We start from the raw sequence: 26,724 nt of genomic DNA, 5'->3' as shown, positions 1-26,724 counted from the left end.
GGAGGCGTAGTGAGCACACGCATCGTCGTCGGCGTCGGCGGCGGGATCGCCGCCTACAAGGCCTGCGCGTTGATCCGGCGGTTCACCGAGACCGGTCATCAGGTCCGGGTGATCCCCACCGAGTCGGCCCTGCAGTTCGTCGGCAAGGCCACTTTCGAGGCACTGTCCGGGAACCCGGTGCACACCGATGTGTTCACCGACGTTCCCGAGGTGCCGCACGTGCGGCTCGGCCAGGAGGCCGATCTCGTCGTCATCGCCCCCGCGACCGCGGACCTGATGGCCCGCGCCGCACACGGCCGCGCCGACGACCTGCTCACCGCCACTCTGCTCACCGCCCGATGTCCGGTGCTGTTCGCGCCCGCGATGCACACCGAGATGTGGGAGCACCCGGCCACCCAGGCGAACGTCGCCACCCTGCGCGCGCACGGCGCCGTGGTCATGGAACCGGCCTCGGGCCGGCTCACCGGCACCGACACCGGCCCCGGCCGGCTGCCCGAGCCGGAGGAGATCTTCGGTCTGGCCTCGCTGCTGCAGGAACGCCAGGACGCCGTGCCGCGCGACCTGGTCGGCAAGCGCATCGTGATCACCGCGGGCGGTACCCGCGAGCCGCTGGACCCGGTGCGTTTCCTGGGCAACCGCAGCTCCGGCAAGCAGGGCTACGCCCTGGCCCGGGTGGCCGCCCAGCGCGGCGCGCAGGTCACCCTCATCGCGGGCAACACCATCGAGATGGCCGCGCCCGCCGCGGTCGAGCTGGTGCACATCACCACCGCCGATCAGCTCAAGACCGCCGTGGACAAGCACGCGGTGGGCGCCGACGCGGTGATCATGGCGGCGGCGGTCGCCGATTTCCGGCCTACGAACGTGGCCGCCGTGAAGATCAAGAAGGGCGCCGGTGAACCCGACGTCATTCCGCTGACCAAGAACGACGACATCCTCGCCGGTCTGGTGCAGTCCCGCCGCGACGGGCAGCTGCCCGGCACCGCGATCGTCGGCTTCGCCGCCGAGACCGGCGACGAGGACGGCGACGTGCTCACCCACGCACGCGCCAAACTCGCCCGTAAAGGCTGCGATCTGCTCGTGGTCAACGCCGTGGGCGAGGGCAAGGCGTTCGAGGTGGACACCAACGACGGCTGGCTGCTCGGCGCGGACGGCGCCGAACAGGCGCTCGACCACGGGTCGAAGGCCTTGCTGGCCAGCCGGGTGCTCGACGCGCTGGTGCCGCTGCTGCACTCCTGAGCCGCCGCCGCACAGCGAAAGATCTTGTGCCCGGTGCGGGTTCGGCCGCTCGTCGCCGCAGCGATTGCGAGGTGTCGGCCCTGATGTTCGCGGGTAGACGAATAGTCGGCGAACCCGGCGTTACCGTGACCACCGAGGTCCAGGATCTGGAATAGTCTGCAGGGGAACGGCCACTCGGCAGTGACGTGACGTACTGTCGCTGTCGCGATTCGATACGACTAACCCGTCAGGGAGAGGGAATAACTGTGCGCACGACTGGCAGCCGCCTATTCACCAGTGAGTCCGTGACCGAGGGTCATCCGGACAAGATCTGTGACGCGATCAGCGATTCCATCCTCGACGCGTTGCTCGCCGAGGATCCGCACAGCCGGGTCGCGGTCGAAACCCTCGTGACCACCGGCCAGGTGCATGTGGCAGGTGAGGTCACGACCTCGGCCTATGCCGACATCCCGCGCATCGTCCGCGAGAAGGTCCTCGACATCGGCTACGACTCCTCGGCCAAGGGCTTCGACGGCAATTCCTGCGGTGTCAACATCGCGATCGGCGCGCAGTCGCCCGACATCGCCCAGGGCGTGGACACCTCGCACGAGGCGCGTGTCGGCGGCACCGACGACGAGATCGCCAAGCAGGGCGCCGGCGACCAGGGCCTGATGTTCGGCTACGCCACCCGCGACACGCCCGAGCTGATGCCGCTGCCGATCGCGCTGGCGCACCGCCTTTCGCGCAAGCTCACCGAGGTCCGCAAGACCGGCGTGCTGCCCTACCTGCGTCCAGACGGCAAGACCCAGGTCACCATCGAGTACGACGGCGCCCGCCCGGTCCGGCTGGACACCGTCGTCGTCTCGACCCAGCACGCCGCCGACATCGACTTGGACAACCTGCTCGCCCCGGATATCCGGGAGAAGGTCCTCGACGCGGTGCTCGCCGACCTGGACCTGCCCACCCTGGACGTCTCCGACATCCGGCTGCTGGTCAACCCGACCGGCAAGTTCGTCCTCGGCGGACCGATGGGTGACGCGGGCCTGACCGGCCGCAAGATCATCGTCGACACCTACGGCGGCATGGCCCGCCACGGCGGCGGTGCCTTCTCCGGGAAGGACCCGTCGAAGGTGGACCGGTCCGCCGCCTACGCCATGCGCTGGGTCGCCAAGAACGTGGTCGCGGCCGATCTGGCCGAGCGCGTCGAGGTGCAGGTCGCCTACGCCATCGGCAAGGCTGCCCCGGTCGGCCTGTTCGTGGAGACCTTCGGCACCGAGAAGGTCGATCCGGCGCGCATCTCGACCGCCATCACCGAGGTGTTCGACCTGCGTCCGGGCGCGATCATCCGCGATCTGGACCTGCTGCGCCCGATCTACGCGCCGACCGCGGCCTACGGACACTTCGGCCGTACCGATGTCGACCTGCCTTGGGAGCACACCGACCGCGCCGACAAGCTGCGCGCGGCTGTCGGTCTCTAGGTCGTCCGGGTCCGCGTGAGCCGACCCACCGCCGGTGAACCAGCTGCCCCCGCGGACGAGAAGTCCGCGGGGGCGGCTGCGTCTGCGGCCCGCCGGGCGAAGCCGAGAAGTCCGGCCGCAACCCTGCCGATCGCGCGGGTGCTGCCGCTGCTCACGCCCGCGCACTTGGACCGCGATTTCGACTATCTGGTCCCCGCCGAGTTCGACGAACTCGCGCGCCCGGGAGTGCGGGTGCGCGTTCGCTTCGCGGGCCGTCTGGTCGACGGCTACCTACTCGAACGACTGGAGCGCAGTGAGCACACGGGCAAACTGATCGCGCTGGAGCGCGTCGTCTCCGGCGAACAGGTGCTCACGCCCGAAATCCTGCGTCTGGCAACCGCTGTCGCGGCCCGGTACGCGGGCACCCGCGCGGATGTCCTGCGCCTGGCCGTCCCGCCCCGGCACGCGCGCACGGAGACCGGCGGGACGAAGAAGGCGAAGGACACCGATTCTGCTCCAGAAAAGGCCGGGCAGGAAGCGGATTCGGCGCCGGTGCCGGGATCGACCTCGGATCCGGCCGCGAAAGACGGTGCAGTCGAGGCGAACTCGGAATCGGGATCGCCGGCGGAAGCGGAAGGTGGCGGGTCCGCTCCGCCGGCGTCGCGGGCGGTGGATCGCGCCCCCTGGGCGCGCTATGTGCACGGGGAATCCTTCGTCGGTGCGCTGGCCGATGGCAGGGGCGTGCGGGCCGCGTGGCAGGCATTGCCGGGGGAGGACTGGGCGCGCAGGCTCGCCGAGCTCGCGGCGACGGTGGTGCTGGCGGGCCGCGGGGCGATCGTCATGGTCCCGGATCAGCGCGATCTCGATCGAGTGCTCGTGGAATGCGAAGCGCTGGTGGGGGACCGGGCGGTCGGCCTGTCGGCGGGGCTGGGGCCCGCCGCGCGATATCGGCGCTGGCTGTCGGCGTTGCGCGGGCAGGCGCGACTGGTGGTCGGTACCCGCAGTGCGGTGTTCGCGCCGGTCGCCGATCTCGGCTTGCTGGCGATCTGGGACGACGGGGACGACACCTACGCCGAGCCGCGAGCGCCCTACCCGCACGCGCGGGAGGTGGCGATGCTGCGCGCGCACGAGACGGGTGCGGCCTTCGTGGCCGCGGGCTTCGCGCGCACAGCCGAGATACAGGCCGCCGTCGACAGCGGGTGGGCGCACGACTTGATCGCGGATCGCGCGGTGCTGCGCAAGGCCGCGCCGCGGATCAGCGCGCCGGGCGACAGCGATATCGCGCTCGAGCGTGATCCGATCGCCCGTGCGGTCCGGATTCCCGGTGCGGCCTTCGCCGCTGCCCGCGCGGCGCTGAAAGAGGGGGCGGCGGTGCTGGTGCAGGTGCCGAGGCGCGGCTACGTGCCCGCGCTGGCCTGCGGAAAATGCCGCACTCCGGCGCGGTGCAGGCGCTGCAACGGTCCGCTCGCCCTCCCCGAAGGCGGGCCGGGCGGCGTGGCGCACAGTCCGGCCTGCCGCTGGTGCGGCATCTCCGAGACCGCCTATCGTTGCCCGGTCTGTGCCGCGCGGGCGTTGCGGGCCGTGGTCATCGGCGCGACGCGGACCGCCGAAGAGCTCGGCCGGGCCTTTCCCGGTGTGCCGATCCGCGGGTCCAGCGCAGGGGCGATGCTGGACACGGTCGAGCCCGGCCCGCAGGTGGTGGTGGCGACGGTCGGCGCGGAGCCGGTGGTGCGCGGCGGTTACGGAGTCGCGCTGCTGCTGGACGGGTGGGCACTGCTCGGCCGCGCGGACCTGCGGGCCGCCGAGGACGCACTGCGCCGCTGGTTGAACGCCGCCGCCCTGGTGCGTGCGCACGGACAGGTGCTTGTCATGGCCGAACCGGCACTGCCGACGGTGCAGGCACTGGTGCGCTGGGACCCGATCGGGCACGCCAGGTCCGAGGTGGACGCACGAACCGAGGTGGGATTCCCGCCCGCGGTGCGCCTGGCCGCGGTCGACGGCGCGTCCGAGGCCATCGCCGAGTTGCTCGCCGCCGCGACCCTGCCCGCCGGGGTCGAGGTGCTGGGGCCGGTGCCGTTGCCGCCGGGGGCTCGGACACCGTTCTCCGGCGATTCCGAGGCCGAGGTCGAGCGAATCCTGCTGAGGGTCGATCGCCGGGGTGGCGGTGCGTTGGCTCGGGCGCTCGTTGCGGCGCAGGCGGTGCGCAGTACACATCGATCGGACGCGCCACTGCGGGTCCAGATCGATCCCGTCGACATCGGCTGATCGACCCGCCTCGGTCGGTCGCAGGGGGCTCTTCCCAGCCGATCGCCGATCGGCCGGCGCACCCGAAGCCGGATGCGCCATCGCCGAACTCGATCCCGCCCCTTCGCCGGCCACCCCCGACGCCCGGGCGGCACGCCCTCGCGGAAGGTCCTGACGGTCCGGCTCCGATCGCCGGCCTGCCGTTCCCGACCCGCGGCGATGTACCGCCGCCATCGCACCGAGGCGTCCGGCTCCGGACGATGCTGTCGATGTCGGCGAGTCGGGTTGTGCCTGCCCCTCATCGAGGACGGCTCGGAGGACATGCCGCACGCCTTCGACGCGGTCGACTCCCTGTTCGCCGCTGATCTCCTCGGGATTCGGGCCGGTGAGTCGTGGAACACCATCACAAACCCCTTGCCTTGGATGCATTGTCGATATATCGTCGACAACGTAAGAAACGATAAGCCCGAGGAGGCTGAAAACATGGAGAACATCCACGAGAACCACCGTCACCCGCACGGATCCCGTCGGGGTCCGAGGGAGTTCGATCGACGCGCCCACCGGCGTGGACCCCGGCACGGCTTCGGTCCCGACTTCGGGACGGGTCCCGGCTTCGGTCCCGGTTTCGGTCCACACGTCGGACGCGGCCGGGGTCGGGGCGGACGCGGCCGGCGCGGCGACGTCCGCGCGGCCGTCCTGTTGCTGCTCACCGAGCGGCCCATGCACGGCTACGAGCTCATTCAGCAGATCCGGGAGCGCAGCGACGACATCTGGCGTCCCAGCCCCGGTTCGATCTACCCCGCGCTCTCCCAGCTCGAGGACGAGGGCCTGGTGATCATCGACAAGGTCGCCGGCCGCAAGACCGCCGAGCTGACCGAGGAAGGCGCCGCCTACGTCGCCGAGCACAAGGACGAACTGGGCGACCCGTGGGCAGATGTGAAGAGCGACGTGGGCGCCCAGGCGATCGACCTGCGCGCGCTGGTCGGTCAGCTGATGGGCGCTGTCGCCCAGGTCGCCGCGGTCGGCACCCCGGAACAGGCGGCCAAGGCCGCCGACGTGCTCAACGAAGCGCGGAAGTCGCTCTACCGCATCCTCGCCGAGGACGACAACCCCCAATCGTGAGACGTTGCTGATACCTCTTCGAAATGCGTGGGGCAACGCATTCGGGGGATCATTGGGATATGCAACAACTGGTCCATGGGTCGGGCCGGGGAGTGCCACAAGCAGTGCGCGCCACGGCAGTCGGCCTTTTCACAGCCGTGGCGGTCTTCATCGCCACGGCTGCCGCATCAGGCGAGCCTGCCGAAGTTCCGGTTCACCCGGGCCCGGTCCAGTCCGATCATCTCGGCGCAGCCATATATCAGAAGCAGCATGGGAGCGTAACCCCTTCGGGTACCAACGATTTCGGCTGCCGACCCGACGCCGCGCACCCCAGGCCGGTGGTGCTCGCGCACGGCACCGACTCCTCCGCCTACTCCGACTGGTCGGCGATCGGACCCGGACTGGCGGCCGCCGGATTCTGCGTCTTCGCCCCGAACTACGGCGGCGCCCCGGGAGCCGATACCTACGGCACCGAGGATCTTCGGGCCAGCGCCCATCAGGTCGGCGAGTTCGTCGATCGTGTCCTCGCCGAAACCGGCGCGCAACAGGTAGATCTCGTCGGCTTCTCCCAGGGCGCCAATGTGACCCGCTACTACGTCAACAAACTGGGCGGGGCCGCGAAGGTCGGGCGCTGGGTCGGGCTGGCCTCGCCCACCTACGGCGGTGTGATGTACGGACTGGTGCCCATCGCGCAGGCGGTGCCCGGCGCGCTCGACGCCTTCGCCATGGTCACCTCGCTGGCCGCGGTGCAGCAGGCGCAGGGATCGCCGACCATGCTCGCGCTGAACGAGGGCGGTGACACGGTGCCCGGAGTCGAGTACGTGACCATCGGCAGCCGCGTCGACGAGATGATCCAGCCGTTCGACAACATCGCGCTGCGTGGCGAGGGCGCGCGCAATATCGTTCTGCAGGACCTCTGCCCACAGAACCTCACCGGTCACTTCCACATGGTCTACGACCCGTATGTGCGGGATCTGTTGCTCACCGTGCTCGATCCCGGCCACGCGCCCGAACCGGTCTGCGTGCCGGTCGCGCTGGGCACCGGCATTCCGGAAGTGATCATCGCGGGCAACTCCTGAGCCCGTCGGCTCACGCGCCCCGGGGGCGCTCGGCACCGGTCACTAGAATGAATCGACCGTATCCGTCGTTCTGCCGGGAGCTATTGTGACCATCCAGCCCGTTCGCCTGTTCGGCGATCCCATCCTGCGCGCGCGTGCGTCGGAGGTCACCGAGTTCGATCGGGAGTTGCGCAGGCTCGTCACCGACCTCGTCGACACCATGCACGACGACGGCGGCGTCGGAATGGCCGCACCACAGATCGGCGTCGGCCTGCGCGTGTTCGTCTACGATACCGGCGACGCGTCGGGGCATCTGGTCAACCCGACCTATACGGTGATCGGCGACGAAGAACAGGTCGGCCCCGAGGGCTGCCTGTCGATTCCCGGCCTGCGCTACGACACCCGTCGCGCGCTGCGGGTCCGGGTGTCCGGTGTCGACTACCACGGCGAGCCCGTCGCTTTCGACGCCGAGGAGCTGCTCGCCCGCTGCGTCCAGCACGAAACCGACCATCTCGACGGGGTGCTGTTCATCGACCGGCTCGACCCCGCCGCACGAAAGGAAGCGATGCGCGCGATCCGCGAATCCGATTGGTTCGAGGCAGGAATCACCGTGCGCGACAGCCACGGTGCCGGGCAGGCCGGACCGTTCGGGCGGACCCGCTGATGCGCCTGGTCTTCGCGGGCACGCCCGATCCGGCTGTCCCGTCGCTGCGCAGGCTGATCGCCTCGCCCCGACACGAGGTGGTCGCCGTGGTGACCCGTCCCGACGCCGTCGCAGGCCGCGGTCGCAAGGTGACCAGGTCGCCGATCGGCGCGCTCGCCGACGAACACGGCATCCCGGTGCTCACCCCCGCCAAGCCCTCGGATCCCGAATTCCTGGACAGCCTCACGGAACTGGCGCCCGACTGCTGTCCGGTGGTCGCCTACGGTGCGCTCTTGCCACAGGCCGCCCTGGACATTCCGCGCTACGGCTGGGTCAATCTGCATTTCTCCCTGCTGCCTGCCTGGCGCGGGGCGGCGCCCGTACAGGCCGCGATCAACGCCGGTGACGAGATCACCGGAGCGAGTACCTTCCAGATCGAGAAGGGCCTCGACAGCGGACCGGTCTACGGCGTGATCACCGAGAAGATCGACGCGAGCGACACAGCGGGCGACCTGCTCGGCAGGCTCGCCGAAACCGGCGCGCACCTGCTCGAGACCACCATGGACGGCATCGAGGACGCGACGTTGCACGCCGTGCCGCAGCCGGCCGAAGGCCTGTCCTACGCGCCAAAGGTGACGTCCGAGGACGCGCGCGTGCGCTGGGATCAGCCCGCGCTCGCCATCGACCGCAGGATTCGTTCGGTCACGCCCGCTCCCGGCGCGTGGACCCTGGTCGCCGGCCACCGGATCAAGCTCGGGCCGGTGGAGATGGTGCAGGAGGAGCTGCCCGAACGGGTCATCGAAGTGCGCAAGTCCGGCGTGTTCGTCGGCACGGCCACCACCGCTCTGCGGCTGGGCACGGTGCAGCCGCCGGGCAAGAAGATGATGCCCGCCCTCGACTGGGCCCGCGGCGCGCGCCTCGAGCCGGGCGCGGTGGTCGAGTGAGCCCCGCACACGGACGCCCCGATCGCGACGATCCGCGCGGGAAGAAGATCGCCGACCGCGACGTGGACGGCGGCTGGGCTCGCCGGGCCGCGCGCGACCAGGAGGCGCGCAAGGAAGGACGTAACCCGAATCGCCCCGAGCAGGGGGATCCGGAGGAGCGGCGCTACCGCGATCGTGGTGAAAGCACCGGCCGTGCAGCGGGTTCCGGCGGCGGACGGCCCGGGGGTTCCCGGGAGTCACGTGACGCCGGACCCGGACGCGGGCGCGGCGAGGATCGTGCCGCGCGACGACGGACCGGCGACGGCGACGATCGGGCGGGTGGGAATTCCCGCGGGTCCGGCGGCAGCTCCGTGGGCGCTCGGGGTGAACGCCGGGATCGCGGGGGTTCGTTCGACGCCGGTCGTGATCGGCACGGTTCCGCGCGCGGTGATTCGTCCGAGGGCCGTCGGTGGGAGGCCCGCGGCGGCAAGCCCGCCGAGAGCCGTCGATCCGATTCGGGTCGCGCGCCGGAACCGGGCCGGACCGCTCGGGGCGCTGCCGGTGAGGGACGCCGGTGGGACGACCGGCCGGCGGGCCGGGGCGGCAGGCCTGCCGAGGGCCGTCGATCGGAAGGGGGCGGGTCGGGCACTCGTGGGTGGGAGCCGAACCGGTCGGGTGCGGCGGACCGCGGCGGGCCCGGCGAGCCCAGCGGAAAACGCGGGCGCGCCCACGGTCGGCCGGGTGAGGGGGAACGGCACGGCGAGTCCGGTCGGCGCAGCGGCGCGGGTCAGGGCAGCGGCGCCGGCGGGCACGGCGACGCTGGACGGCACAGCGCTGCCGGTCGGCGCGACGACGCGGGGCAGCAAGGCGCGCAACGTGATTCGCGCTCTTCCGCAGCGCAGTCGGGCAGGAAGGGGGCGGGCCCGAAGTCCGGTGGAAAGCACGCCGGGCGCACGAGCCGCAGCGGTGTCGACGGACCGCGCGAGGTCGCGCTCGAGGTGCTGCGCGCGGTGCGTGAGCGTGACGCCTACGCCAATCTCGTGCTGCCCGGGCTGCTCAGGGAACGCAGGATCGAGGGCAGGGACGCCGCGTTGGCGACCGAGCTGACCTATGGCGCCTGCCGATCGCAGGGACTGTTGGACGCGGTGATCGCACACTGCGCGGGCAGGCCGATCGAGGAGATCGACGGACCGCTGCTGGACGTGCTGCGGCTGGGCGTCTACCAATTGCTTCGCACCAGGATCGGCGCGCACGCGGCGGTGGACACCTCGGTCGGGCTGGCGCGGGCCGAGTTCGGCATGGGCAAATCGGGTTTCGTGAACGCGGTGCTGCGCAAGGCGGCGCAGCGGTCGGCGGAGGAGTGGGTCGAGGAACTGGCGCCCGCGGACCCGGTCGGCAAGCTGGCCTTCGAGTTCGCGCACCCGGTGTGGATCGCCCAGGCGTTCGCCGACGCGCTCGGCGCCCGTGCCACCGAGCTGGCGGACCTGCTGGCCGCCGACGACGAACGCCCGATCGTGCACCTGGTGGCGCGACCCGGCGACATCACCGCTGAGGAACTGGCGCTGGTGACCGGAGGCGAGGAAGGCCGCTGGTCGCCCTACGCGGTGTACCTCGACGGCGGCGACCCCGCCCAGCTCGAGCCGGTACGTGCAGGCATGGCCGCGGTACAGGACGAAGGCAGCCAGCTGGTGGCGCTCGCGCTGACCCGCGCACCGCTGGACGGTCCGGACGGTGGTCGCTGGCTCGACCTGTGCGCCGGCCCCGGTGGCAAGGCCGCGTTGCTGGGCGCGCTGGCCGCGATCGACGGCTTCGAAGTCGACGCCGTCGAGCCCGCCGAGCACCGTGCCGAACTCGTCCGCAAGTCCACCGCGGACCTGCCCGTGCGCGTGCACGTCGCCGACGGCCGTGACAGCGGCCTGACCCCGGGGTACGACCGCATCCTGGTCGACGCCCCCTGCACCGGTCTCGGCGCACTGCGTCGCAGGCCGGAGGCGCGCTGGCGGCGCAGCCCCGACGATGTCCGCGATCTCGTCCGGCTGCAACGGGAATTGTTGACCGCCGCCTGGGAATTGCTTCGTCCCGGTGGGGTGGTCGTGTACTCGACGTGCTCGCCGCACCTGTCGGAGACGGTGTCGGTGGTCGCCGACTTCGTCCGCCGCACCGACGCCGCGCAACTCGACACCCGCGAGCTGCTGCCGGGCGTCACCGATGTCGGGGACGGTCCCTCCGCGCAGCTGTGGCCGCACCGGCACGGCACCGATGCCATGTTCCTGGCGGCACTGCGCAAACCGAGCTGACGGATTTCGGCGCCCTGGTCGACCAGGCCGGGGCGCTGTCGTTTCGGGGGCGAGCAGGCGCGGCGGTGCGTGCCGCCCTCCGGTCGAGGCATCGCCGGTGCCGCTGTCGTCGCGGTGCGCGAATCCACCCGGCGGTGTGGGCAAGCCACGATCGGCGGGGCACTCGGCGGCTGGTACCCGCCGGGTACTCCGTGCGCACGACCCCGCGCGGTGGTTCCGTTCGTCCAAGCCGGGCCGACAGCCCACCGGCACACTGGTCTGATGGCTCTGACCTGGCACGACGTGGTGACGATGGCAACCGGCTTACCCGAGGTCGAGGAGTCGACCTGGTGGCGCAGCCCGGCGCTGAAGGTGGCGGGCAAGGGATTGGCGCGGTTGCGGGTGGAAGCCGAGGGCGGGCTGATGCTGCGCTGCCCGATGGTGGAGAAGGACGCCCTGCTGGCTTCTGGTGACCCGGCCTTCTATACGACACCGCACTACGACGGCCACCCCTGCGTCCTCGTCGACCTCGACCGCATCGATGCCGGTCGGCTGGCCGAACTGCTCGACGCGGCGTGGTGGCAGTGCGCGCCGGCCCGGGTCCGGCGTAGCCGGGAAAGCGCCGAGGAGGCAGGGCGCTAGTCCCGGGCGGACAGTTCCCGCAGTCGGGCGAGGGTCTTGGCCAGGATGCGCGAGACATGCATCTGCGAGATGCCCATCTGCTTGGCGATCTGGGTCTGGGTCATCGACTCGAAGAACCGCATGGTCAGAATGCGGCGCTCGCGTTCGGGCAGGCCCGCCAGCAGCGGGCGGATCGCCACGTACTCCTCGACCCGCTCGAACTGGGCCTCCTCCTCGCCGAGGGTGTCCAGCAGCGAGGCGTCGGATTCGCGGCCGAGCGAGGCGGCGTCGATGGAACTGGGCTGGTAGGCGTTGCCTGCGATGACGGCTTGGGTGACCTCGTCGGGGTCGACCCCGAGTTCGGCCGCGATCTCCTTGGCTGTGGGGGAGCGGCCCAGCGATTGCGAAAGGGTGTCGATGGCGGCGCCGATGCGCAAATGCGTCTCTTTGACCCGGCGCGGCACCCGCATGGCCCAGGTGTGGTCGCGGAAGTAGCGCCGGACCTCGCCCATGATGGTCGGCACCGCGAAGGACAGGAAGTTGGAGCCGCGCGCCGGATCGAAACGGTCCACGGCGTGCACCAGCCCGACCCGTGCCACCTGGGTGAGGTCGTCGAAGGGCTCACCGCGGCCGCTGAACTTGCGGGCGATGTGATCGGCCAGCGGAACGCACCGGCTGATCAGTTCCTCCCGCACGGCGATGTGTTGCGGCGTACCGGCTTCGGCCGCGGCGAGGCGCTCGAACAACTCGATGAGATCGTCGTAGCCGCCTGCCGAACCGGCCTCCGCGACCGTCTCGGCGTCGTCTTCGGCGTCGGCTTCGTGGTCGGTGTCGACCACGGCCCGCGGATCGACCGCGTCGTCGATGTCGGCGATCGGGTGGTCCGCGCCGTCGGTGTCGGAAGTGGGGATGGAGTCGTGCTTCGGGCCGGAGGCGTGTTCAGCGGCGACCACTACGCTTTCCCCCGGACCCGACGGAAGGTGACCGTCGTCGGATATCCGGAGAGTGCCGGGTCGTGCGAATCCTGTGTCACCTCCACCGAATCGGTGAGGGTGCGCAGCACGTGCCAGCCGAAGCTGTGCTGATCGGGAAGACCTTCGGTCGAGGCGAGACCGGTGACGCGCACCAGTAACTCGCGATCCCCGATGCTGAACCAGCAATCCAGATTGCTGCCGGGCGCGGCGACCGCGATCAGCGTAGAGCAGACCTCGTCGACCGCCAGGCGGATGTCGGCCACCTCGTCCAGAGTGAAATCGCTGAGCAGGACCAGTGTTTCGGCGAGCCCGCGCACAATGGGCAACTGTGTGACCGATGCGGCCACCCGAATCTCCACCGGGGTACTGAACAGCCCCTGCTCCGCCGAAATGTTGATCACCCTGCCCAGGCTACCCATTCCCGCCCCCTGCCAATCGGATCAGGTCCATTCGCCTACACTCGCGCCTTGTGTCCACGTATTCCCGGCCTGCCGAGCCGATGATCGCACCGTCCATCCTGTCCGCCGACTTCGCGCATCTGGCCGACGAAGCCCGCCGGGTCGAGGGTGCGGACTGGCTGCACGTCGACGTGATGGACGCCCACTTCGTGCCGAATCTCACACTGGGTCTGCCGGTGGTGCAGAGCCTGCTGAAGGCCACCGACATCCCGCTGGACTGCCACCTCATGATCGAGGACCCGGCACGCTGGGCGCCGCCCTATGCCGAAGCCGGCGCGTACAACGTCACCTTCCACGCCGAGGCCACCGACGATCCGGTCGCGGTGGCACGCGATATCCGGGCGGCGGGCGCGAAGGCCGGGCTGTCGGTGAAGCCGAACACTCCGATCGAGCCGTATCTGGAGATCCTGAAGGATTTCGACACGCTGCTGGTGATGAGCGTCGAACCCGGCTTCGGTGGTCAGTCCTTCATTCCGCACGTGCTCGACAAGGCGCGCGCGGTGCGCAGGCTGGTCGACTCCGGTGAACTGCGGCTGGTGGTGGAGATCGACGGCGGCATCAACGCCGACACCATCGAGCAGGCGGCCGCGGCGGGCATCGACTGCTTCGTCGCGGGCTCGGCCGTGTACAACACCGACGATCCCGGCGCCACCGTCGAGAAACTGCGCAGGCAGGCCGCGGCCGCGCGCGGCTGAACCGCTCATCGGGAGCGCCGCGGCCCCGGCTGTCCGAGTGCCAGGGTGGCGTCGACGACCGTGGCCAGCGCGGGCAGTGCGGCGGGTTCGGCCGGCGGTTCGACCCAGGTCCGGCAGCCGGTGCGTTCGTCCTCCGACGAAGGCAGTACGACATCGCTGCCGGTCGAGGCCACCGTCGCGAACATGCGGAACAGATGTGCGGAAGCCACGGTCCCGAGCGAACCGGCGCCGGTGGACGCGGTGAGGAAAGTCCAGCGCCGCGAACGCCGGTGTTCGATGACCGGTGCGGCGATCCCGCTGCTCGCGAGTCGGTCGCGCACCTGTTCGCCGAGTTCGGCGGGCATGGTCACGGCGCGATAGTCGCCGCCGATCGGCAGCACGATGTGATGGGCGCGATCGTCGACCTCGGCGCGCAGATCGTGCTCGCGCCGGTAGCGGTCGCGACGCGTGGCGAGCGTCGTCGAGGTGTCCGATAGGGTGCTCATTCCGTTCTCCGGTCCGATGACGAGGTGGTTCGCCGCGGCGCGGCGAGGTGGGCGGACGGCCGTGCGTGGTGATCGTGAAGCAGGAATTGACGATGAAATCGACTCGATAACGATTCTGCATCCGCGCTGGACCGGGCCGCAAGGAATACGGTAAAGAGACCTTTCGCCCTGTTTTTTTCCTGCCGAACGGCCGGTTTATTCCACGGAGTGGCACGGCGTCGCCATTGCCGGAAAGGTGCGTCGTTAGGCTGAGCCGGGAACCGGTGCCGGGAATAGCGTCCGAAGACGCGCTGTTCCGGCTGGTATCAGGACGGACAAGGAGTCAGGGATGTTCACAGGCATCGTCGAGGAACTGGGTGAGGTCGTCGCGGTCGAACGGCTTGCCGACGCCGCCCGGCTCACGATTCGGGGCAAGCTCGTGACCTCCGATGCCGGCCACGGCGACTCCATCGCGGTCAACGGTGTCTGCCTGACCGTCGTCGATCAGGCGATCGACGGCGATTCCTTCACCGTGGACGTGATGCAGGAGACCCTCGACCGGTCCAGCATCGGCGGGCTGACCGAGGGGTCCCGGGTGAACCTCGAGCGCGCGGCCGCGCTCGACAGCCGTCTCGGCGGCCACCTGGTCCAGGGGCACGTGGACGGCACCGGCACCGTGCTCGCCCGTACGCCTTCGGAGAACTGGGAGGTGGTGCGGGTCTCGCTGCCCGACGCCATCGCCCGATATGTGGTGGAGAAGGGATCGATCACCGTCGACGGCGTCTCGCTGACCGTCTCCGGCCTCGGCCGCGAGGACACCCCCGCCGCCGACGGCAATCACGACTGGTTCGAGATCTCGCTGATCCCGACCACACTCGCCATGACCAACCTCGGCACCGCGGCCGTCGGCACCCGGGTGAACCTGGAGGTCGACGTGATCGCCAAGTACGTCGAGCGCCTCCAGCAGCGGGGCTGACCGTTCCGATCCCGCTTCGCGGGACGACCGGCTCGTCCCCGCGATTTTCCGAACGGTAAAGCCGATGTCCCCCTGCCGAGCTCGCGTCGTGGCAGGGGCCGCGAGGCGAGGCGGGGGAGGCAGCGGCGATACTGTTCAAGACCTATTCATAGATGGAGCGCAGCAGACGTGACCAGGTTCGACACCATCGAGCGCGCAGTCGCCGACATCGCCGCCGGTAAGGCGGTTGTCGTCGTCGACGACGAGGACCGCGAGAACGAGGGTGATCTCATCTTCGCGGCGGAGAAGGCGACCCCCGAGCTCGTCGCCTTCATGATCCGATACACCTCCGGTTACATCTGTGTGCCGCTGGTCGGCGACGACTGCGACCGGTTGGGCCTGCCGCCGATGTACGCCACGAACCAGGACAAGCACGGCACCGCCTACACGGTGTCGGTGGACGCGCGCGAGGGCATCAGCACCGGCATCTCCGCCGCGGACCGCGCCACCACCATGCGCCTGCTCGCCTCGGCCGACGCGAAGGCCGACGACCTGACCCGCCCCGGTCACGTCGTCCCGCTGCGCGCCAAGGAGGGCGGCGTGCTGCGCAGGCCCGGCCACACCGAGGCCGCCGTGGACCTGGCGCGGATGGCCGGTCTGCGTCCGGCGGGGGTGATCTGCGAGATCGTCAGCCAGAAGGACGAGGGCCACATGGCGCGCACCGAGGAGTTGCGCGTCTTCGCCGACGACCACGACCTGGCGCTGATCTCCATCGCGGACATGATCTCCTGGCGGCGCAAGCACGAGAAGCAGGTGGTGCGGGTCGCCGAGGCGCGGATCCCCACCGCGCACGGCTCGTTCACCGCGGTCGGCTACACCAGCCTCTACGACGATGTCGAACACGTCGCCCTGGTGCGCGGGGATATCGGTGACGGCGAGGACGTGCTGGTGCGCGTGCACTCCGAGTGCCTCACCGGCGATGTGTTCGGCTCGCTGCGCTGCGACTGCGGTCCCCAGCTCGACGCCGCCTTGGAAATGGTGGATGCCGAGGGGCGCGGCGTCGTGCTCTACATGCGCGGGCACGAAGGTCGCGGCATCGGCCTGATGCACAAGCTGCAGGCCTACCAGCTGCAGGATTCCGGCCGCGACACCGTCGACGCCAATCTGGATCTCGGGCTGCCCGCCGACGCGCGCGACTACGGCACCGGCGCGCAGATCCTGGTGGATCTCGGTATCCGCTCCATGCGGCTGCTGACCAACAATCCGGCCAAGCGCGTCGGCCTGGACGGCTACGGCCTCACCATTACCGACCGGGTGCAGATGCCGTTGCGCGCCAATGCCGAGAACCTGCGCTACCTGCGCACCAAGCGCGACCGGATGGGCCATGACCTGGTCGGTCTCGACGATCTGGATCTGGGAGAGACCGCGCAGTGAGCGGCGGTCGCGGGAAAGGTATGCGTAGATGAGCGGCGCCGGCGTCCCCACTTTCGAACTGTCCGATGCGAAGGACCTGCGCCTGGCCATCGTCGCCTCGCGCTGGCACACGCAGATCTGCGACACGTTGGTCGCCAATGCCGAGCGGGTGGCGAAGGAAGCGGGCGTGCAGCACGTACGGGTGGTGCGTTGCGCGGGCGCGATGGAGCTGCCCGTGGTGGCCCAGCAGCTGGCTCGCACGCACGACGCGGTGGTCGCCCTCGGTGTGGTGATCCGCGGCGGCACACCGCATTTCGAGTACGTCTGCGACGCGGTGACGGCCGGGCTGACCAGGGTCTCGCTGGACGAGTCCACCCCGGTGGCCAACGGCGTGCTCACCACGAACACCGAGGACGAAGCGCTGGACCGGGCCGGGCTGCCCGGCTCGGCGGAGGACAAAGGCGAGCAGGCGTGCGCGGCGGCGCTGGACGCCGCGTTGACCCTGCGCGCGCTGCGCGCCGAGGGCTGATCGCCGTGGCGGACTGGGAGCTGGAGGTCCGGCCGCGGCGTTCGGTCCGCACCGCGTGGATCGTGGCGGTGCTCGTCCTCGCGGTGTTCACCATCGGCGGATTGTTCCTGCAGAGCGGCTCGACCGGGGTCAACTTCCGGGTGGTCGATCAGATCGCGATGGTGGCGATCGGCGTGCTCATCGCCGGTGGTGTGCTGCTGCTGACCCGGCCGCGGCTGCGCGCGGGCGCTCGCGGCGTCGAAGTGCGCGGCGTGCTGGGGGAGACCCTGTTCGGCTGGGATCAGGTTCGTGGCGTGAGCTTCCCCGACCGCAAGTCGTGGGCGCGCCTGGAACTCGTCGACGACGACTACGTGCCACTGCTGGCCATCCGCGCCAACGACAAGGAGCACGCCGCGCAGGCACTCGAACGCCTGCGCGCGCTGGGCGCGCGGTACACCGAAGCCGACAAGAAGTAGGCCCGCCCGCGTCGTGGGCCCGCTCAACGGGTGTCGCCGAGCACCACGCCCTCCCGGCGCGGGTCCGCGCCGCCGGTCCACCCCTCGTCGCCGTCGCGGCGTAGCACGCTGAGGCCGCTGCTCTGCGGCGCCACCGACACCTCGTGGCCCAGTTCGCGCAGCCGCCGTACCAGTGGATCGTGCGCGCCGTCGTCGGTTGTGTCGATCGCCGGGTGCTCGCCGCCGACGCCGGTGACCGGGCTGTTGCCCGCACCGAAGGACACCGCCGAGACGGCCTGCTGCGGGTCGAGGCCCCAATCCAGCACGCCGACCAGCGTTTTCACGACGAACTGGATGATGACCGCGCCACCCGGTGATCCCGTCACATAGGCGAGGGCGCCGCGCCGGCCGCCGGCGTCTCGGTCGAACACCAGGGTCGGGGCCATCGAACTGCGCGGCCGCTTGCCCGGCTCGAGGCGATTGGCCACCGGCGTCCCGTCGGGTGCGGCCGGCTCGGCGGCGAAGTCGGTGAGCTGGTTGTTGAGCAGGAAGCCGTCGACCATGTGGAAAGAGCCGAAGGCCGATTCGACGGTGGTGGTCATCGCGGCGGCATTGCCGTAGCGGTCGACCACGCTGATGTGGCTGGTGCCGTGTTCGGGCTGCTGCGGTCCGAGCCCGAGCGGGACCGGACCGAGATCGCCCGGCTGTGCCTGGCCCATGCTGCGGCCCGGATCGATCAGGGCGGAGCGCTCGCGCAGGTAGTCCGGCGCGATCATGGCCTCCGGCGAACCGCCGGGCAGCGGAACGAATTCCGGATCGGCGACGTACTTGTTGCGGTCGGCGTAGGCCAGCCGCTCGGCTTCGGCGATCAGATGCACCGCTTCGGCGCGCGGCCTGCCGCCGTCGAGGTCGGTGCTCTCCGGGGCCAGCGCGGCGAGGTCGAAGTTCTCCAGGATGCCCAGTGTCGCGGCGACCGTGCTGCCGCCGGAGGAGGGGGCGGGCATGCCGCACACCTCGTACCCGCGGTAGCCGTCGCACAACGCGGTGCGTTTCACCGGTTCGTAGCCGGCGAGGTCGGCGGTGGTCAGCAGCGAAGGGGTGCGGCCGCCGGTGGCCGAATCCGCTGCGGCCACGATGTCCTCGGCGATGGCCCCGGTGTAGAAGGCGTCCGCGCCGTCGGTCGCGAGCGTGCTCATGGTCTTCGCCAGTGCCGGATTGGTGAGCACGGTGCCCGCGGTCTTGGGTGTGCTGTCCGTTTGCAGGAAATATGCTCGCGCGTTCTCGTCGAGGGCGAGTTCGGTTGCGGAGTCCGCGATCTGGTCGGCCAGCCGGGGACTGATGGCGAAGCCCCGGTCGGCCAGGGCGATCGCCGGATCGAACAGCTCCCGCCACTCGGTCTTTCCGTGCTCGCGGTGGGCCAGCTCGAGCATGCGCAGCGCGCCGGGGACGCCGATGGACCGTCCGCTGGCGCGGGCGTCGGGCTTCGGCTCGGTGCGATCGGTGTCGCTGATCCAGCGCAGATAGTTCTCGGTCGCGGCGGCGGGTGCGGTCTCGCGGCCGTCGTAGGCCTCGACGGCGCCGGACGCGGCATCGTAGTAGAGCAGGAACGCGCCACCACCGATGCCGGACGCCTGTGGCTCCACCAGGCCGAGCACGAGCTGAGCGGTGACCAGCGCGTCGGCCGCGGTGCCGCCGTCGGCCAGCACGGCGCAAGCCGCCTCGGTGGCGATCGGGTTGGCGGTGGACACCGCGTAGGTCCGGGTGGAGACCGGCGTCATCCCGCTGCGGTAGCCGGAGGCGATCTCGGGATTCAGGCTGAGATCGCGTGGCGCGGAGGTGCCCTGCGACTGCGGCGCGCCGCGCGGCGTCGCGGTGCTCGCTGTCTCGTCGCCTGCCACGGCGCAGGCGTTCACGGTGGGCCCCGCGTCCTCTCGCGTCGAGGTCGTACATCCGGTCACCGAAGCGAGCGCGAGCAGCGCGGCCGCGGCCACTGCGCTCCCGATTCGTCCCCTGCGCGCCACCATCACAAGAAAGTAACCCCGATCACCAGCCGGGAAACGCGAAACGGGCTGCCGCGTTGTGCGGCAGCCCGTTTCGGGTGTGTCGGCGTAGCGTCAGGAATTGACGGCGGCGAAGCCGGTTTCGAGGTCGGCGATGATGTCGTCGATGTGCTCGATGCCAACGGCCAGGCGCACCAGGCCCGGGGTGACGCCCGCGTTCAGCTGCTCCTCGGGGGTCAGCTGCGAGTGCGTGGTGGAGGCCGGGTGGATGACCAGCGAGCGCACGTCACCGATATTGGCGACATGGCTGTGCAGGGTCAGCGCCTCCACGAAGCGCTTGCCCGCGTCGACTCCGCCCGCCAGCTCGAAGCCGATGACCGCACCGGTGCCCTTGGGCGCCAGCTGACGGCCGCGCTCGTGCCACGGCGAGGACTCCAGACCGGCGTAGAACACCGTGGTGACCTCCGGGCGCGCCGCCAGGAACTCCGCGACGGCCTGCGCGTTCTGCACATGCCGCTCGATGCGCAGGCTCAGCGTCTCGAGACCCTGGCTGATGAGGAAGGCGTTGAACGGCGAGAGCGCCGCACCCAGGTCGCGCAGCAGTTGCACGCGGGCCTTGAGCGCGTAGGCGGGCGCGCCGAGATCGGCGAACTTCACGCCGTGGTAGCTCGGGTCCGGCTCGGTGAAGCCGGGGAAGCGGCCCCGGGTCCAGTCGAAGCCGCCGCCGTCGACGATCACGCCCGCGATCGCCGCGCCGTGGCCGCCGAGGTACTTCGTCGCCGAGTGCACCACGATGTCGGCGCCGTGCTTCAGCGGCTGGATCAGGTACGGGGTGGCGACGGTGTTGTCCACGATCACCGGAATGCCCTCGGCGTGCGCCACTTCGGCGATGCCGGGGATGTCGAGGATGTGGTTCTGCGGGTTGGAGATGGTCTCGCCGTAGAACGCCTTGGTGTTCGGGCGGATGGCCGCGCGCCACTGCTCCAGGTTGTCGGGGTCCTCCACGAAGGAGACCTCGATGCCCAGCTTGGGCAGGGTGTAGTGGAACAGGTTGTAGGTACCGCCGTACAGCCGGGGGCTGGAGACGATGTGGTCACCGGCGCCGGCGATGTTCAGGATCGCGAAGGTCTCCGCGGCCTGGCCGGAGGACAGCAGCAGCGCCGCGACGCCACCCTCGAGCGCCGCGATGCGCTGCTCGACGGCGTCCTGGGTGGGGTTCATGATGCGGGTGTAGATGTTGCCCGGCTCGGCCAGACCGAACAGCGCCGCCGCGTGCGCGGTGTCGCGGAAGGTGTAGGAGGTGGTCTGGTAGATGGGCAGGGCGCGCGCGTTGGTGGTGCCGTCGGGCACCTGGCCGACATGGATCTGCTTGGTTTCGAAGCTCCACTCGCGGGCCTGCTCGGCCGGATCAACTGTCATGGGCACAGACGTTAGGGAACCCTCGCGGATATGTCACAGAGTTTCGCTCGCGGTGAACCGAAATGTTGCCGGATCGTGTCGCGACACGCGGAGCCGTGAGATGCGGACGGCGATCGGTACGCTGGCCCGGTGGCGATCGAAGCGGTGTTGTTCGACTTCTCCGGCACGCTCTTCCGTTGGGAGGACCCTTCCTCGGGCAGCGGCGACCCCGTCGGCGCGGACGGTCGCGCGTTCGACGCCGAGCAGCTCGACCCGGCGGCGTGGACGCCCTATCCGGACACCGGCGCGGTACTGGCCTTCCTTGCCGCGCACGGCATCCCGGTCGGCGTGGTGAGCAATCTGGCCGCCGACCCGCGGCCGGTCCTGGCCAGGCACGGCTGGGATGCCCACGTCGACGCGATCGCGCTCGCCCACGAGGTCGGCGCGAGGAAGCCCGAGCCGCTGATCTTCCACACGGCGCTGGACAAGCTCGGCGTCCACCCGGGCACGGCCCTCATGGTGGGCGACAGCGCCGTCACCGACGGCGGCGCCGCCGAACTCGGCTGCCGCTTCGCCCTGGTCGACCCGCTGCCCGTCGCGCAGCGACCCGACGCCCTGATCGACGCGCTGCGGGCGCACGGGCTCGCCGTCCCGCGCTGAGCGCGCCGGAGAGGGTGTCGGAGCCGGTCGATAGGCTGGCTAGGTGGCAGATCCAGCGACGTACCGGCCCGCGCCGGGCACCATCCCCGTCGAGCCGGGCGTCTACAAATTCCGGGACTCCTACCGCCGGGTGATCTACGTCGGCAAGGCCAAGAGCCTGCGCTCTCGGCTGAACTCCTACTTCGCCGACATCGCCTCACTGCACCCGCGGACCAGGCAGATGGTGACCACCGCGGCGAGCGTGGAATGGACCGTCGTCTCCACCGAGGTGGAGGCGCTGCAGCTGGAATACAACTGGATCAAGGAATTCGATCCGCGCTTCAATGTGCGCTACCGCGACGACAAGTCCTATCCGGTGCTCGCGGTCACCATGAACGAGGAGTACCCCAGGCTGTTCGTGTACCGGGGCGCACGCAAGAAGGGCGTGCGCTACTTCGGTCCCTACGCCCACGCCTGGGCCATTCGCGAGACCCTGGATCTGCTGCTGCGGGTGTTCCCCGCCCGGACCTGCTCGAACGGGGTCTTCAAGCGCCACAACCAGATCGGGCGCCCGTGCCTGCTCGGTTATATCGACAAGTGCGCGGCGCCGTGTGTGGGTCGGGTCGACGCCGACGAGCACCGGGCGATCGTGGAGGATTTCTGCGACTTCCTCGCCGGGCGTACCGACCGCATGGTCCGCGAGCTGGAACGGCGCATGCACGCCGCGGCCGACGAACTGGACTTCGAGACCGCCGCCCGGCTGCGCGACGACGTCCAGGCGCTGCGCCGGGCGCTGGAGAAGCAGGCGGTGGTGCTCGGTGACGGCACCGACGCCGACGTGATCGCTTTCGCCACCGACGAATTGGAGGTGGCGGTGCAGATCTTCCACGTCCGCGACGGGCGGGTGCGCGGTCAGCGGGGCTGGGTGGTGGACAAGTCCGGCGACGCGGTCGACTTGCCCGTCGGCGGCACGGAAAGCGCCGGCGCGCAGCAGACGAGCGAGGGCGAGGCGGCGGGCGCGGTCGACGAGACCGGCGCGCTGGTCGAGCAGTTCCTCACCCAGTTCTACGGCGAGCAGGTCGCCCACGCCGCCGAGAACCCGGCCGAACAGGCGGCCACCATCGTCCCGCGCGAGGTGCTGGTGCCCGCGCTGCCCGCCGACCACGAGCAGGTGCAGGAGTGGCTGAGCACACTGCGCGGCTCGGCGGTGCGGCTGCGGGTGCCCCAGCGCGGGGACAAGAAAGCCTTGGCCGAGACGGTCGAGCGCAATGCGAAAGAAGCGCTGGCACAGCACAAGCTCAAGCGCGCCGGTGATCTGACCGCGCGCTCGGCGGCGCTGCAGGATATCCAGGACGCGCTGGACCTGGACTCCGCGCCGCTGCGCATCGAGTGCGTGGACATCAGCCATGTGCAGGGCACCGACGTGGTCGCCTCGCTGGTGGTCTTCGAGGACGGGCTGGCGCGCTCCTCGGAATACCGCCACTACGCGATCAAGGAGGCCGCGGGCGAGGGGCGCTCCGACGATGTCGGCAGTATCGCCGAGGTGACCCGCCGCCGCTTCTACCGGCTGCGCAAGGAACGCGACGAAGCCGAGCGCGGCGAACTCGACGGCACCGCCCCCGGTGTGCCGCTGGTCGACGGCGAACAGGAGCCGGCCTCGCGCCCAGGCATCGACCCGCGCACCGGCCGCCCCCGCAAGTTCGCCTATCCGCCCAATCTCTATGTCGTCGACGGCGGCGCGCCGCAGGTGGCGGCCGCCGCGGAGGTGCTCGACGAACTGGGCATCACCGATGTCGCGGTGATCGGCCTGGCCAAACGCCTGGAAGAGGTATGGGTGCCCGGCGAACCCGATCCGGTCATCCTGCCCCGCAACAGCGAGGCGCTGTATCTCCTGCAGCGCATCCGCGACGAGGCACACCGCTTCGCCATCAATTTCCACCGCAGCAAACGCTCACGCCGGATGACGGCCTCGGCGCTGGATTCGGTGCCCGGCCTCGGCTCGGCCCGGCGCACGGCGCTGGTGACCCACTTCGGTTCGGTTGCCAAGCTGAAAGAGGCCACCGTGGAGCAGATCACCGAGGTGCCCGGTATCGGCGTGGCGACAGCGAAAGCCGTGCTCGCGGCCTTGCACGGCGAGTCCTAGACCGGCGGCGGCGTGGGAGCTCGGATTCGTCGTCGCGTAGGTTGAGTGTCGGCGCCCGATCCCCATTCCGGTGCGCGATGATCGAAAGAGGCACTCTGACACGAACCCGGTAGGACATGACACGCGTCGAATCGAACAACACCGCGAACCAGGCAGGCCGGCCGACCGCGGGCAGGATCGAACAGCAGGCCGAGGTCGTCATCGTCACCGGGCTGTCCGGCGCGGGGCGTGGCACCGCGGCTCGGGTCCTCGAGGACCTGGGCTGGTACGTCGCCGACAACCTACCGCCCGAGCTGATCGGCCGGATGGTCGAGCTCGGTGCTGCCGCCGACCCGCCGATCACCCGGCTCGCCCTGGTCATGGACGTGCGTTCCCGCTTCTTCACCGGGGACCTGTCGGTGGTCACCGAAGAACTGCGCGCGCTCGGGCTGCGCTCCAGAGTGCTGTTCCTGGAGGCGTCCGACGATGTGCTCATCCGCCGGTTCGGCTTCGCCCGGCGCAGGCATCCGCTGCAGAGCGAGACCGCCGACGGCACCCTGTCCTCCGGCATCGCGGCCGAGCGCAGGCGGCTGTCGGGGGTCAAGGCGGCGGCCGATCTGGTCATCGACACCACCGAACTGTCGATCCATCAACTGCACCGGAAGCTGGAGGAGGCCTACGGCAACGGCGCGCCGGTCGCGCTGCAACTGACGGTGCAGTCCTTCGGCTTCAAGTACGGGGTTCCGCTCGACGCCGACATGGTGTTGGATGTGCGTTTTCTACCCAATCCACATTGGATACCGGAACTGCGGGAACACTCGGGACAGGAGACTGTGGTCAGTGAGTACGTGCTGTCGCGCCCGGGCGCGACGGACTACCTGCACACCTGTCACCACCTGGTCGATCTGACGACGGGTGGCTACCGCCAAGAGGGGAAGCGATACATGACCGTGGCAGTGGGCTGCACGGGCGGCAGACATCGCAGCGTGGCGATCGCCGAGGCGCTGGGGGAGTTGATCAGCGCGGGCACAGCGGAGGGTTCGGCCGAGCAGGTCCGGATCGTGCATCGGGACCTGGGGCGCGAATGACCGAATGGGAGACCGACCCCGCTGTCGTCGCGCTCGGAGGCGGGCACGGGTTGTACGCGACTCTGAGCGCGGTGCGCAGGCTCACCCGCCGGATCTGCGCGGTGGTCACCGTGGCCGACGACGGCGGTTCCTCCGGCCGGTTGCGTACCGAACTGGGGATGCTGCCGCCCGGCGACCTGCGCATGGCGCTGGCGGCGCTGGCCGGTGAGCCGGACGGCATCTGGGCGCGCACCCTGCAGCACCGCTTCGGTGGTTCGGGCGCGCTGGCCGGGCATTCGCTGGGCAACCTGATCCTCGCCGGTCTGACCGAGGTGCTCGGCAGCCCGGTGGCGGCGCTCGACGAGGTCGCCGCGATGCTGAACTCCACCGGCCGGGTGGTGCCCATGTCGCCGATCCCGCTGGACATCGAAGCCGATGTCTCAGGGCTGGAATCGGATCCGCGTGTCAGCCGGTGCATCCGCGGCCAGGTCGCGGTGGCCACCACTCCGGGCAAGGTACGCCGGGTGCGGCTGATCCCGTCGGATCCGCCCGCCGGCCCGGAAGCCACCTCGGCGATCGAACACGCCGACGTGGTGGTGCTCGGCCCCGGATCCTGGTTCACCAGCGTGATTCCGCACGTGCTGGTGCCGGAACTGCGTGACGCGCTGGTGTACACGAGGGCGCACAAGATCCTGGTGCTGAATCTGGCGGCGCAACCCGGTGAGACCGCGGGATTCTCGGCGGAGCGGCATCTGCACGTATTGTCTCAGCACGCACCGGAATTCACCGTGGACGAGGTTCTGGTGGATTCCGGCTCGGTTCCGCCGGGCCGGGAACGCGAACATGTGGCAAGAGCCGCCGAACAACTGCGCGCACGGGTAACGTTCTCGGATGTCGCCGAAACGGGGACCGATCGGCATCATCCCGGCAAGCTCGCCGCCGCCCTGGATCAGCTGATCCGGCAACCTCGGCCGCAGCCGGCAGGACTTCGAGTCGAGGGACGGCACATGGGCGCGGATGTGCGGTCCGGGTTGGGTGGAAAGGAGCGCGTCTCGTGGCGATGACAGCCGAGGTGAAGGACGAGCTGAGCAGGCTCTCGGTGTCGCAGGTGAGTTCCCGCAAGGCGGAGCTGTCGGCTCTGCTGCGTTTCGCGGGCGGCCTGCACATCGTGGGCGGCCGGGTGATCGTCGAGGCCGAGGTGGACATGGGTTCCATCGCCCGGCGGCTACGCCGGGAGATCTTCGAGCTGTACGGCTACGGATCCGACGTGCACGTGCTCGGTGTCGGCGGGCTGCGCAAGACCTCGCGCTATGTGGTGCGGGTGTCGAAGGAGGGCGAGGCGCTGGCGCGTCAGACCGGCCTGCTCGACGTGCGCGGCCGTCCGGTGCGCGGGCTGCCCGCCCAGGTGGTCGGCGGCAGCATCGCCGACGCCGAGGCGGCCTGGCGTGGGGCCTTCCTCGCGCACGGTTCGCTGACCGAGCCCGGCCGTTCGTCGGCGCTGGAGGTCAGCTGCCCCGGACCGGAGGCGGCGCTGGCGCTGGTGGGCGCGGCCCGCAGGCTCGGTATCACCGCCAAGGCGCGTGAGGTGCGCGGCACCGACCGGGTCGTGGTGCGCGACGGTGAGGCGATCGGCGCGCTGCTCACCAGGATGGGCGCCCAGGACACCCGGCTGACCTGGGAGGAACGCCGGATGCGCCGCGAGGTTCGCGCGACGGCGAACCGGCTGGCCAACTTCGACGACGCCAACCTGCGCCGGTCGGCGCGCGCCGCGGTCGCCGCGGCGGCCAGGGTGGAGCGGGCGCTGGAGATCCTCGGCGACGAGGTGCCCGATCATCTGGCCGCGGCGGGCAAGCTGCGCGTGGAGCACCGGCAGTCCTCGCTCGAGGAACTCGGTCAGCTCGCCGATCCGCCGATGACCAAGGACGCGGTGGCCGGGCGGATCCGGCGGTTGCTGTCGATGGCCGATCGGCGTGCCAGGGAACTCGGCGTGCCCGATACCGAGTCGGCGGTCACCGCGGAACTACTCGACGACGCCTGA

Annotated in this window: 24 protein-coding genes and 1 pseudogene; 19 read left to right on the top strand and 6 right to left on the bottom strand. The window is 70.5% G+C overall.

Translation table 11 applies throughout. From position 1 onward, the window contains the following. Positions 1-9: 9 nt before the first annotated feature. The 7 genes from coaBC to fmt all read left to right on the top strand — a co-directional run bounded on the left by coaBC (position 10) and on the right by fmt (position 8,662). Positions 10-1,236: a bifunctional phosphopantothenoylcysteine decarboxylase/phosphopantothenate--cysteine ligase CoaBC gene (gene coaBC, locus ON26_RS16655; RefSeq protein WP_040797071.1), complete on the top strand. Its 1,227-nt coding sequence runs from the start codon at positions 10-12 to the stop codon at positions 1,234-1,236. A gap of 245 nt (positions 1,237-1,481) precedes the next feature. Next, entirely contained in the window at positions 1,482-2,693 is a 1,212-nt protein-coding gene (gene metK / locus ON26_RS16650; protein ID WP_040797070.1) for a methionine adenosyltransferase, read from the top strand. Positions 2,694-2,816: 123 nt separating this feature from the next. Next, the gene (locus ON26_RS16645) at positions 2,817-4,937 is read left to right on the top strand and encodes a primosomal protein N' (protein WP_505769994.1); all 2,121 of its coding nucleotides are present in this window, start codon (positions 2,817-2,819) and stop codon (positions 4,935-4,937) included. Positions 4,938-5,399: 462 nt separating this feature from the next. After that, positions 5,400-6,038, top strand: coding sequence for a PadR family transcriptional regulator (locus ON26_RS16640; RefSeq protein WP_040797104.1), 639 nt, complete (start codon positions 5,400-5,402; stop codon positions 6,036-6,038). A gap of 59 nt (positions 6,039-6,097) precedes the next feature. Next, positions 6,098-7,096, top strand: coding sequence for an esterase/lipase family protein (locus tag ON26_RS16635; protein WP_085999028.1), 999 nt, complete (start codon positions 6,098-6,100; stop codon positions 7,094-7,096). 85 nt (positions 7,097-7,181) lie between these two features. Beyond that, positions 7,182-7,739 carry a peptide deformylase gene (gene def / locus ON26_RS16630; protein ID WP_040797067.1) on the top strand — a complete coding sequence of 186 codons (558 nt, stop codon included), beginning with the start codon at positions 7,182-7,184 and terminating at the stop codon, positions 7,737-7,739. Further along, the gene (gene fmt / locus ON26_RS16625; protein WP_040797066.1) at positions 7,739-8,662 is read left to right on the top strand and encodes a methionyl-tRNA formyltransferase; all 924 of its coding nucleotides are present in this window, start codon (positions 7,739-7,741) and stop codon (positions 8,660-8,662) included. Before def ends, fmt begins: the two co-directional genes overlap by 1 nt. A gap of 236 nt (positions 8,663-8,898) precedes the next feature. Here the strand turns inward: fmt and ON26_RS34215 are convergent, their stop codons facing one another. Further along, positions 8,899-9,075, bottom strand: coding sequence for a hypothetical protein (locus tag ON26_RS34215; protein ID WP_218000592.1), 177 nt, complete (start codon positions 9,073-9,075; stop codon positions 8,899-8,901). A 531-nt stretch (positions 9,076-9,606) separates the two neighbouring features. Here ON26_RS34215 and ON26_RS34055 point away from each other — a divergent pair. Beyond that, positions 9,607-10,938, top strand: a pseudogene (locus ON26_RS34055) (RsmB/NOP family class I SAM-dependent RNA methyltransferase); the annotation flags it as partial. Positions 10,939-11,199: 261 nt separating this feature from the next. Continuing rightward, positions 11,200-11,559, top strand: coding sequence for an MmcQ/YjbR family DNA-binding protein (locus ON26_RS16615; protein WP_040797064.1), 360 nt, complete (start codon positions 11,200-11,202; stop codon positions 11,557-11,559). Here the strand turns inward: ON26_RS16615 and ON26_RS16610 are convergent. Continuing rightward, positions 11,556-12,377 carry an RNA polymerase sigma factor SigF gene (locus tag ON26_RS16610; RefSeq protein ID WP_157171925.1) on the bottom strand — a complete coding sequence of 274 codons (822 nt, stop codon included), beginning with the start codon at positions 12,375-12,377 and terminating at the stop codon, positions 11,556-11,558. The genes ON26_RS16615 and ON26_RS16610 overlap by 4 nt on opposite strands. 113 nt (positions 12,378-12,490) lie before the next feature. Further along, the gene (locus tag ON26_RS16605) at positions 12,491-12,913 is read right to left on the bottom strand and encodes an ATP-binding protein (protein ID WP_051027159.1); all 423 of its coding nucleotides are present in this window, start codon (positions 12,911-12,913) and stop codon (positions 12,491-12,493) included. Positions 12,914-13,011: 98 nt separating this feature from the next. Between ON26_RS16605 and rpe the strand changes: the two genes are divergently transcribed. Continuing rightward, positions 13,012-13,665, top strand: a complete 654-nt coding sequence (gene rpe / locus ON26_RS16600; RefSeq protein WP_040797062.1) for a ribulose-phosphate 3-epimerase — start codon at positions 13,012-13,014, stop codon at positions 13,663-13,665. Between the two features lie 5 nt (positions 13,666-13,670). Here rpe and ON26_RS16595 read toward each other — a convergent pair whose 3' ends face one another. Continuing rightward, positions 13,671-14,150: a hypothetical protein gene (locus tag ON26_RS16595; RefSeq protein WP_040797061.1), complete on the bottom strand. Its 480-nt coding sequence runs from the start codon at positions 14,148-14,150 to the stop codon at positions 13,671-13,673. Positions 14,151-14,478: 328 nt separating this feature from the next. Here ON26_RS16595 and ON26_RS16590 point away from each other — a divergent pair, with 328 nt between their 5' ends. From ON26_RS16590 to ON26_RS16575, 4 genes are all read left to right on the top strand, one after another. Then, on the top strand, positions 14,479-15,105 hold the full coding sequence (locus tag ON26_RS16590) for a riboflavin synthase (RefSeq protein WP_040797060.1): 627 nt from the start codon (positions 14,479-14,481) through the stop codon (positions 15,103-15,105). A gap of 168 nt (positions 15,106-15,273) precedes the next feature. Next, positions 15,274-16,518, top strand: a complete 1,245-nt coding sequence (locus ON26_RS16585) for a bifunctional 3,4-dihydroxy-2-butanone-4-phosphate synthase/GTP cyclohydrolase II (protein WP_040797059.1) — start codon at positions 15,274-15,276, stop codon at positions 16,516-16,518. 28 nt (positions 16,519-16,546) lie between these two features. Continuing rightward, positions 16,547-17,026, top strand: coding sequence for a 6,7-dimethyl-8-ribityllumazine synthase (gene ribH / locus ON26_RS16580; protein WP_040797058.1), 480 nt, complete (start codon positions 16,547-16,549; stop codon positions 17,024-17,026). Next, entirely contained in the window at positions 17,023-17,481 is a 459-nt protein-coding gene (locus ON26_RS16575) for a PH domain-containing protein (protein ID WP_040797102.1), read from the top strand. Before ribH ends, ON26_RS16575 begins: the two co-directional genes overlap by 4 nt. 23 nt (positions 17,482-17,504) lie before the next feature. On the opposite strand, the gene ON26_RS16570 is transcribed toward ON26_RS16575, so the two are convergent. Continuing rightward, entirely contained in the window at positions 17,505-19,484 is a 1,980-nt protein-coding gene (locus ON26_RS16570; RefSeq protein ID WP_157171924.1) for a gamma-glutamyltransferase family protein, read from the bottom strand. 90 nt (positions 19,485-19,574) lie between these two features. Continuing rightward, the gene (locus ON26_RS16565) at positions 19,575-20,879 is read right to left on the bottom strand and encodes a bifunctional o-acetylhomoserine/o-acetylserine sulfhydrylase (RefSeq protein WP_040797056.1); all 1,305 of its coding nucleotides are present in this window, start codon (positions 20,877-20,879) and stop codon (positions 19,575-19,577) included. Between the two features lie 129 nt (positions 20,880-21,008). On the opposite strand from ON26_RS16565, the gene ON26_RS16560 reads away from it, so the two are divergent. From ON26_RS16560 to whiA, 5 genes are all read left to right on the top strand, one after another. Beyond that, positions 21,009-21,518: an HAD family hydrolase gene (locus ON26_RS16560; protein WP_040797055.1), complete on the top strand. Its 510-nt coding sequence runs from the start codon at positions 21,009-21,011 to the stop codon at positions 21,516-21,518. A gap of 43 nt (positions 21,519-21,561) precedes the next feature. Then, positions 21,562-23,640, top strand: coding sequence for an excinuclease ABC subunit UvrC (gene uvrC, locus ON26_RS16555; protein ID WP_040797054.1), 2,079 nt, complete (start codon positions 21,562-21,564; stop codon positions 23,638-23,640). 116 nt (positions 23,641-23,756) lie between these two features. Then, on the top strand, positions 23,757-24,707 hold the full coding sequence (gene rapZ / locus ON26_RS16550; protein WP_083884138.1) for an RNase adapter RapZ: 951 nt from the start codon (positions 23,757-23,759) through the stop codon (positions 24,705-24,707). Then, positions 24,704-25,750 (top strand): gluconeogenesis factor YvcK family protein, encoded by a 1,047-nt coding sequence (locus tag ON26_RS16545; protein ID WP_040797053.1) that lies wholly within the window; start codon positions 24,704-24,706, stop codon positions 25,748-25,750. The genes rapZ and ON26_RS16545 overlap by 4 nt, the downstream gene beginning before the upstream one ends. Continuing rightward, complete coding sequence (whiA, locus tag ON26_RS16540) at positions 25,741-26,724, top strand: DNA-binding protein WhiA (RefSeq protein WP_040797052.1); 984 nt, start codon at positions 25,741-25,743, stop codon at positions 26,722-26,724. The genes ON26_RS16545 and whiA overlap by 10 nt, the downstream gene beginning before the upstream one ends.

Origin of the sequence: Nocardia higoensis NBRC 100133, from assembly GCF_000308595.1 — a bacterium.
Taxonomy (GTDB): Bacteria; Actinomycetota; Actinomycetes; order Mycobacteriales; family Mycobacteriaceae; genus Nocardia; species Nocardia higoensis.
Note: the sequence above shows the minus strand (reverse complement) of the source record. Positions and strands in the feature narration are given on the sequence as shown.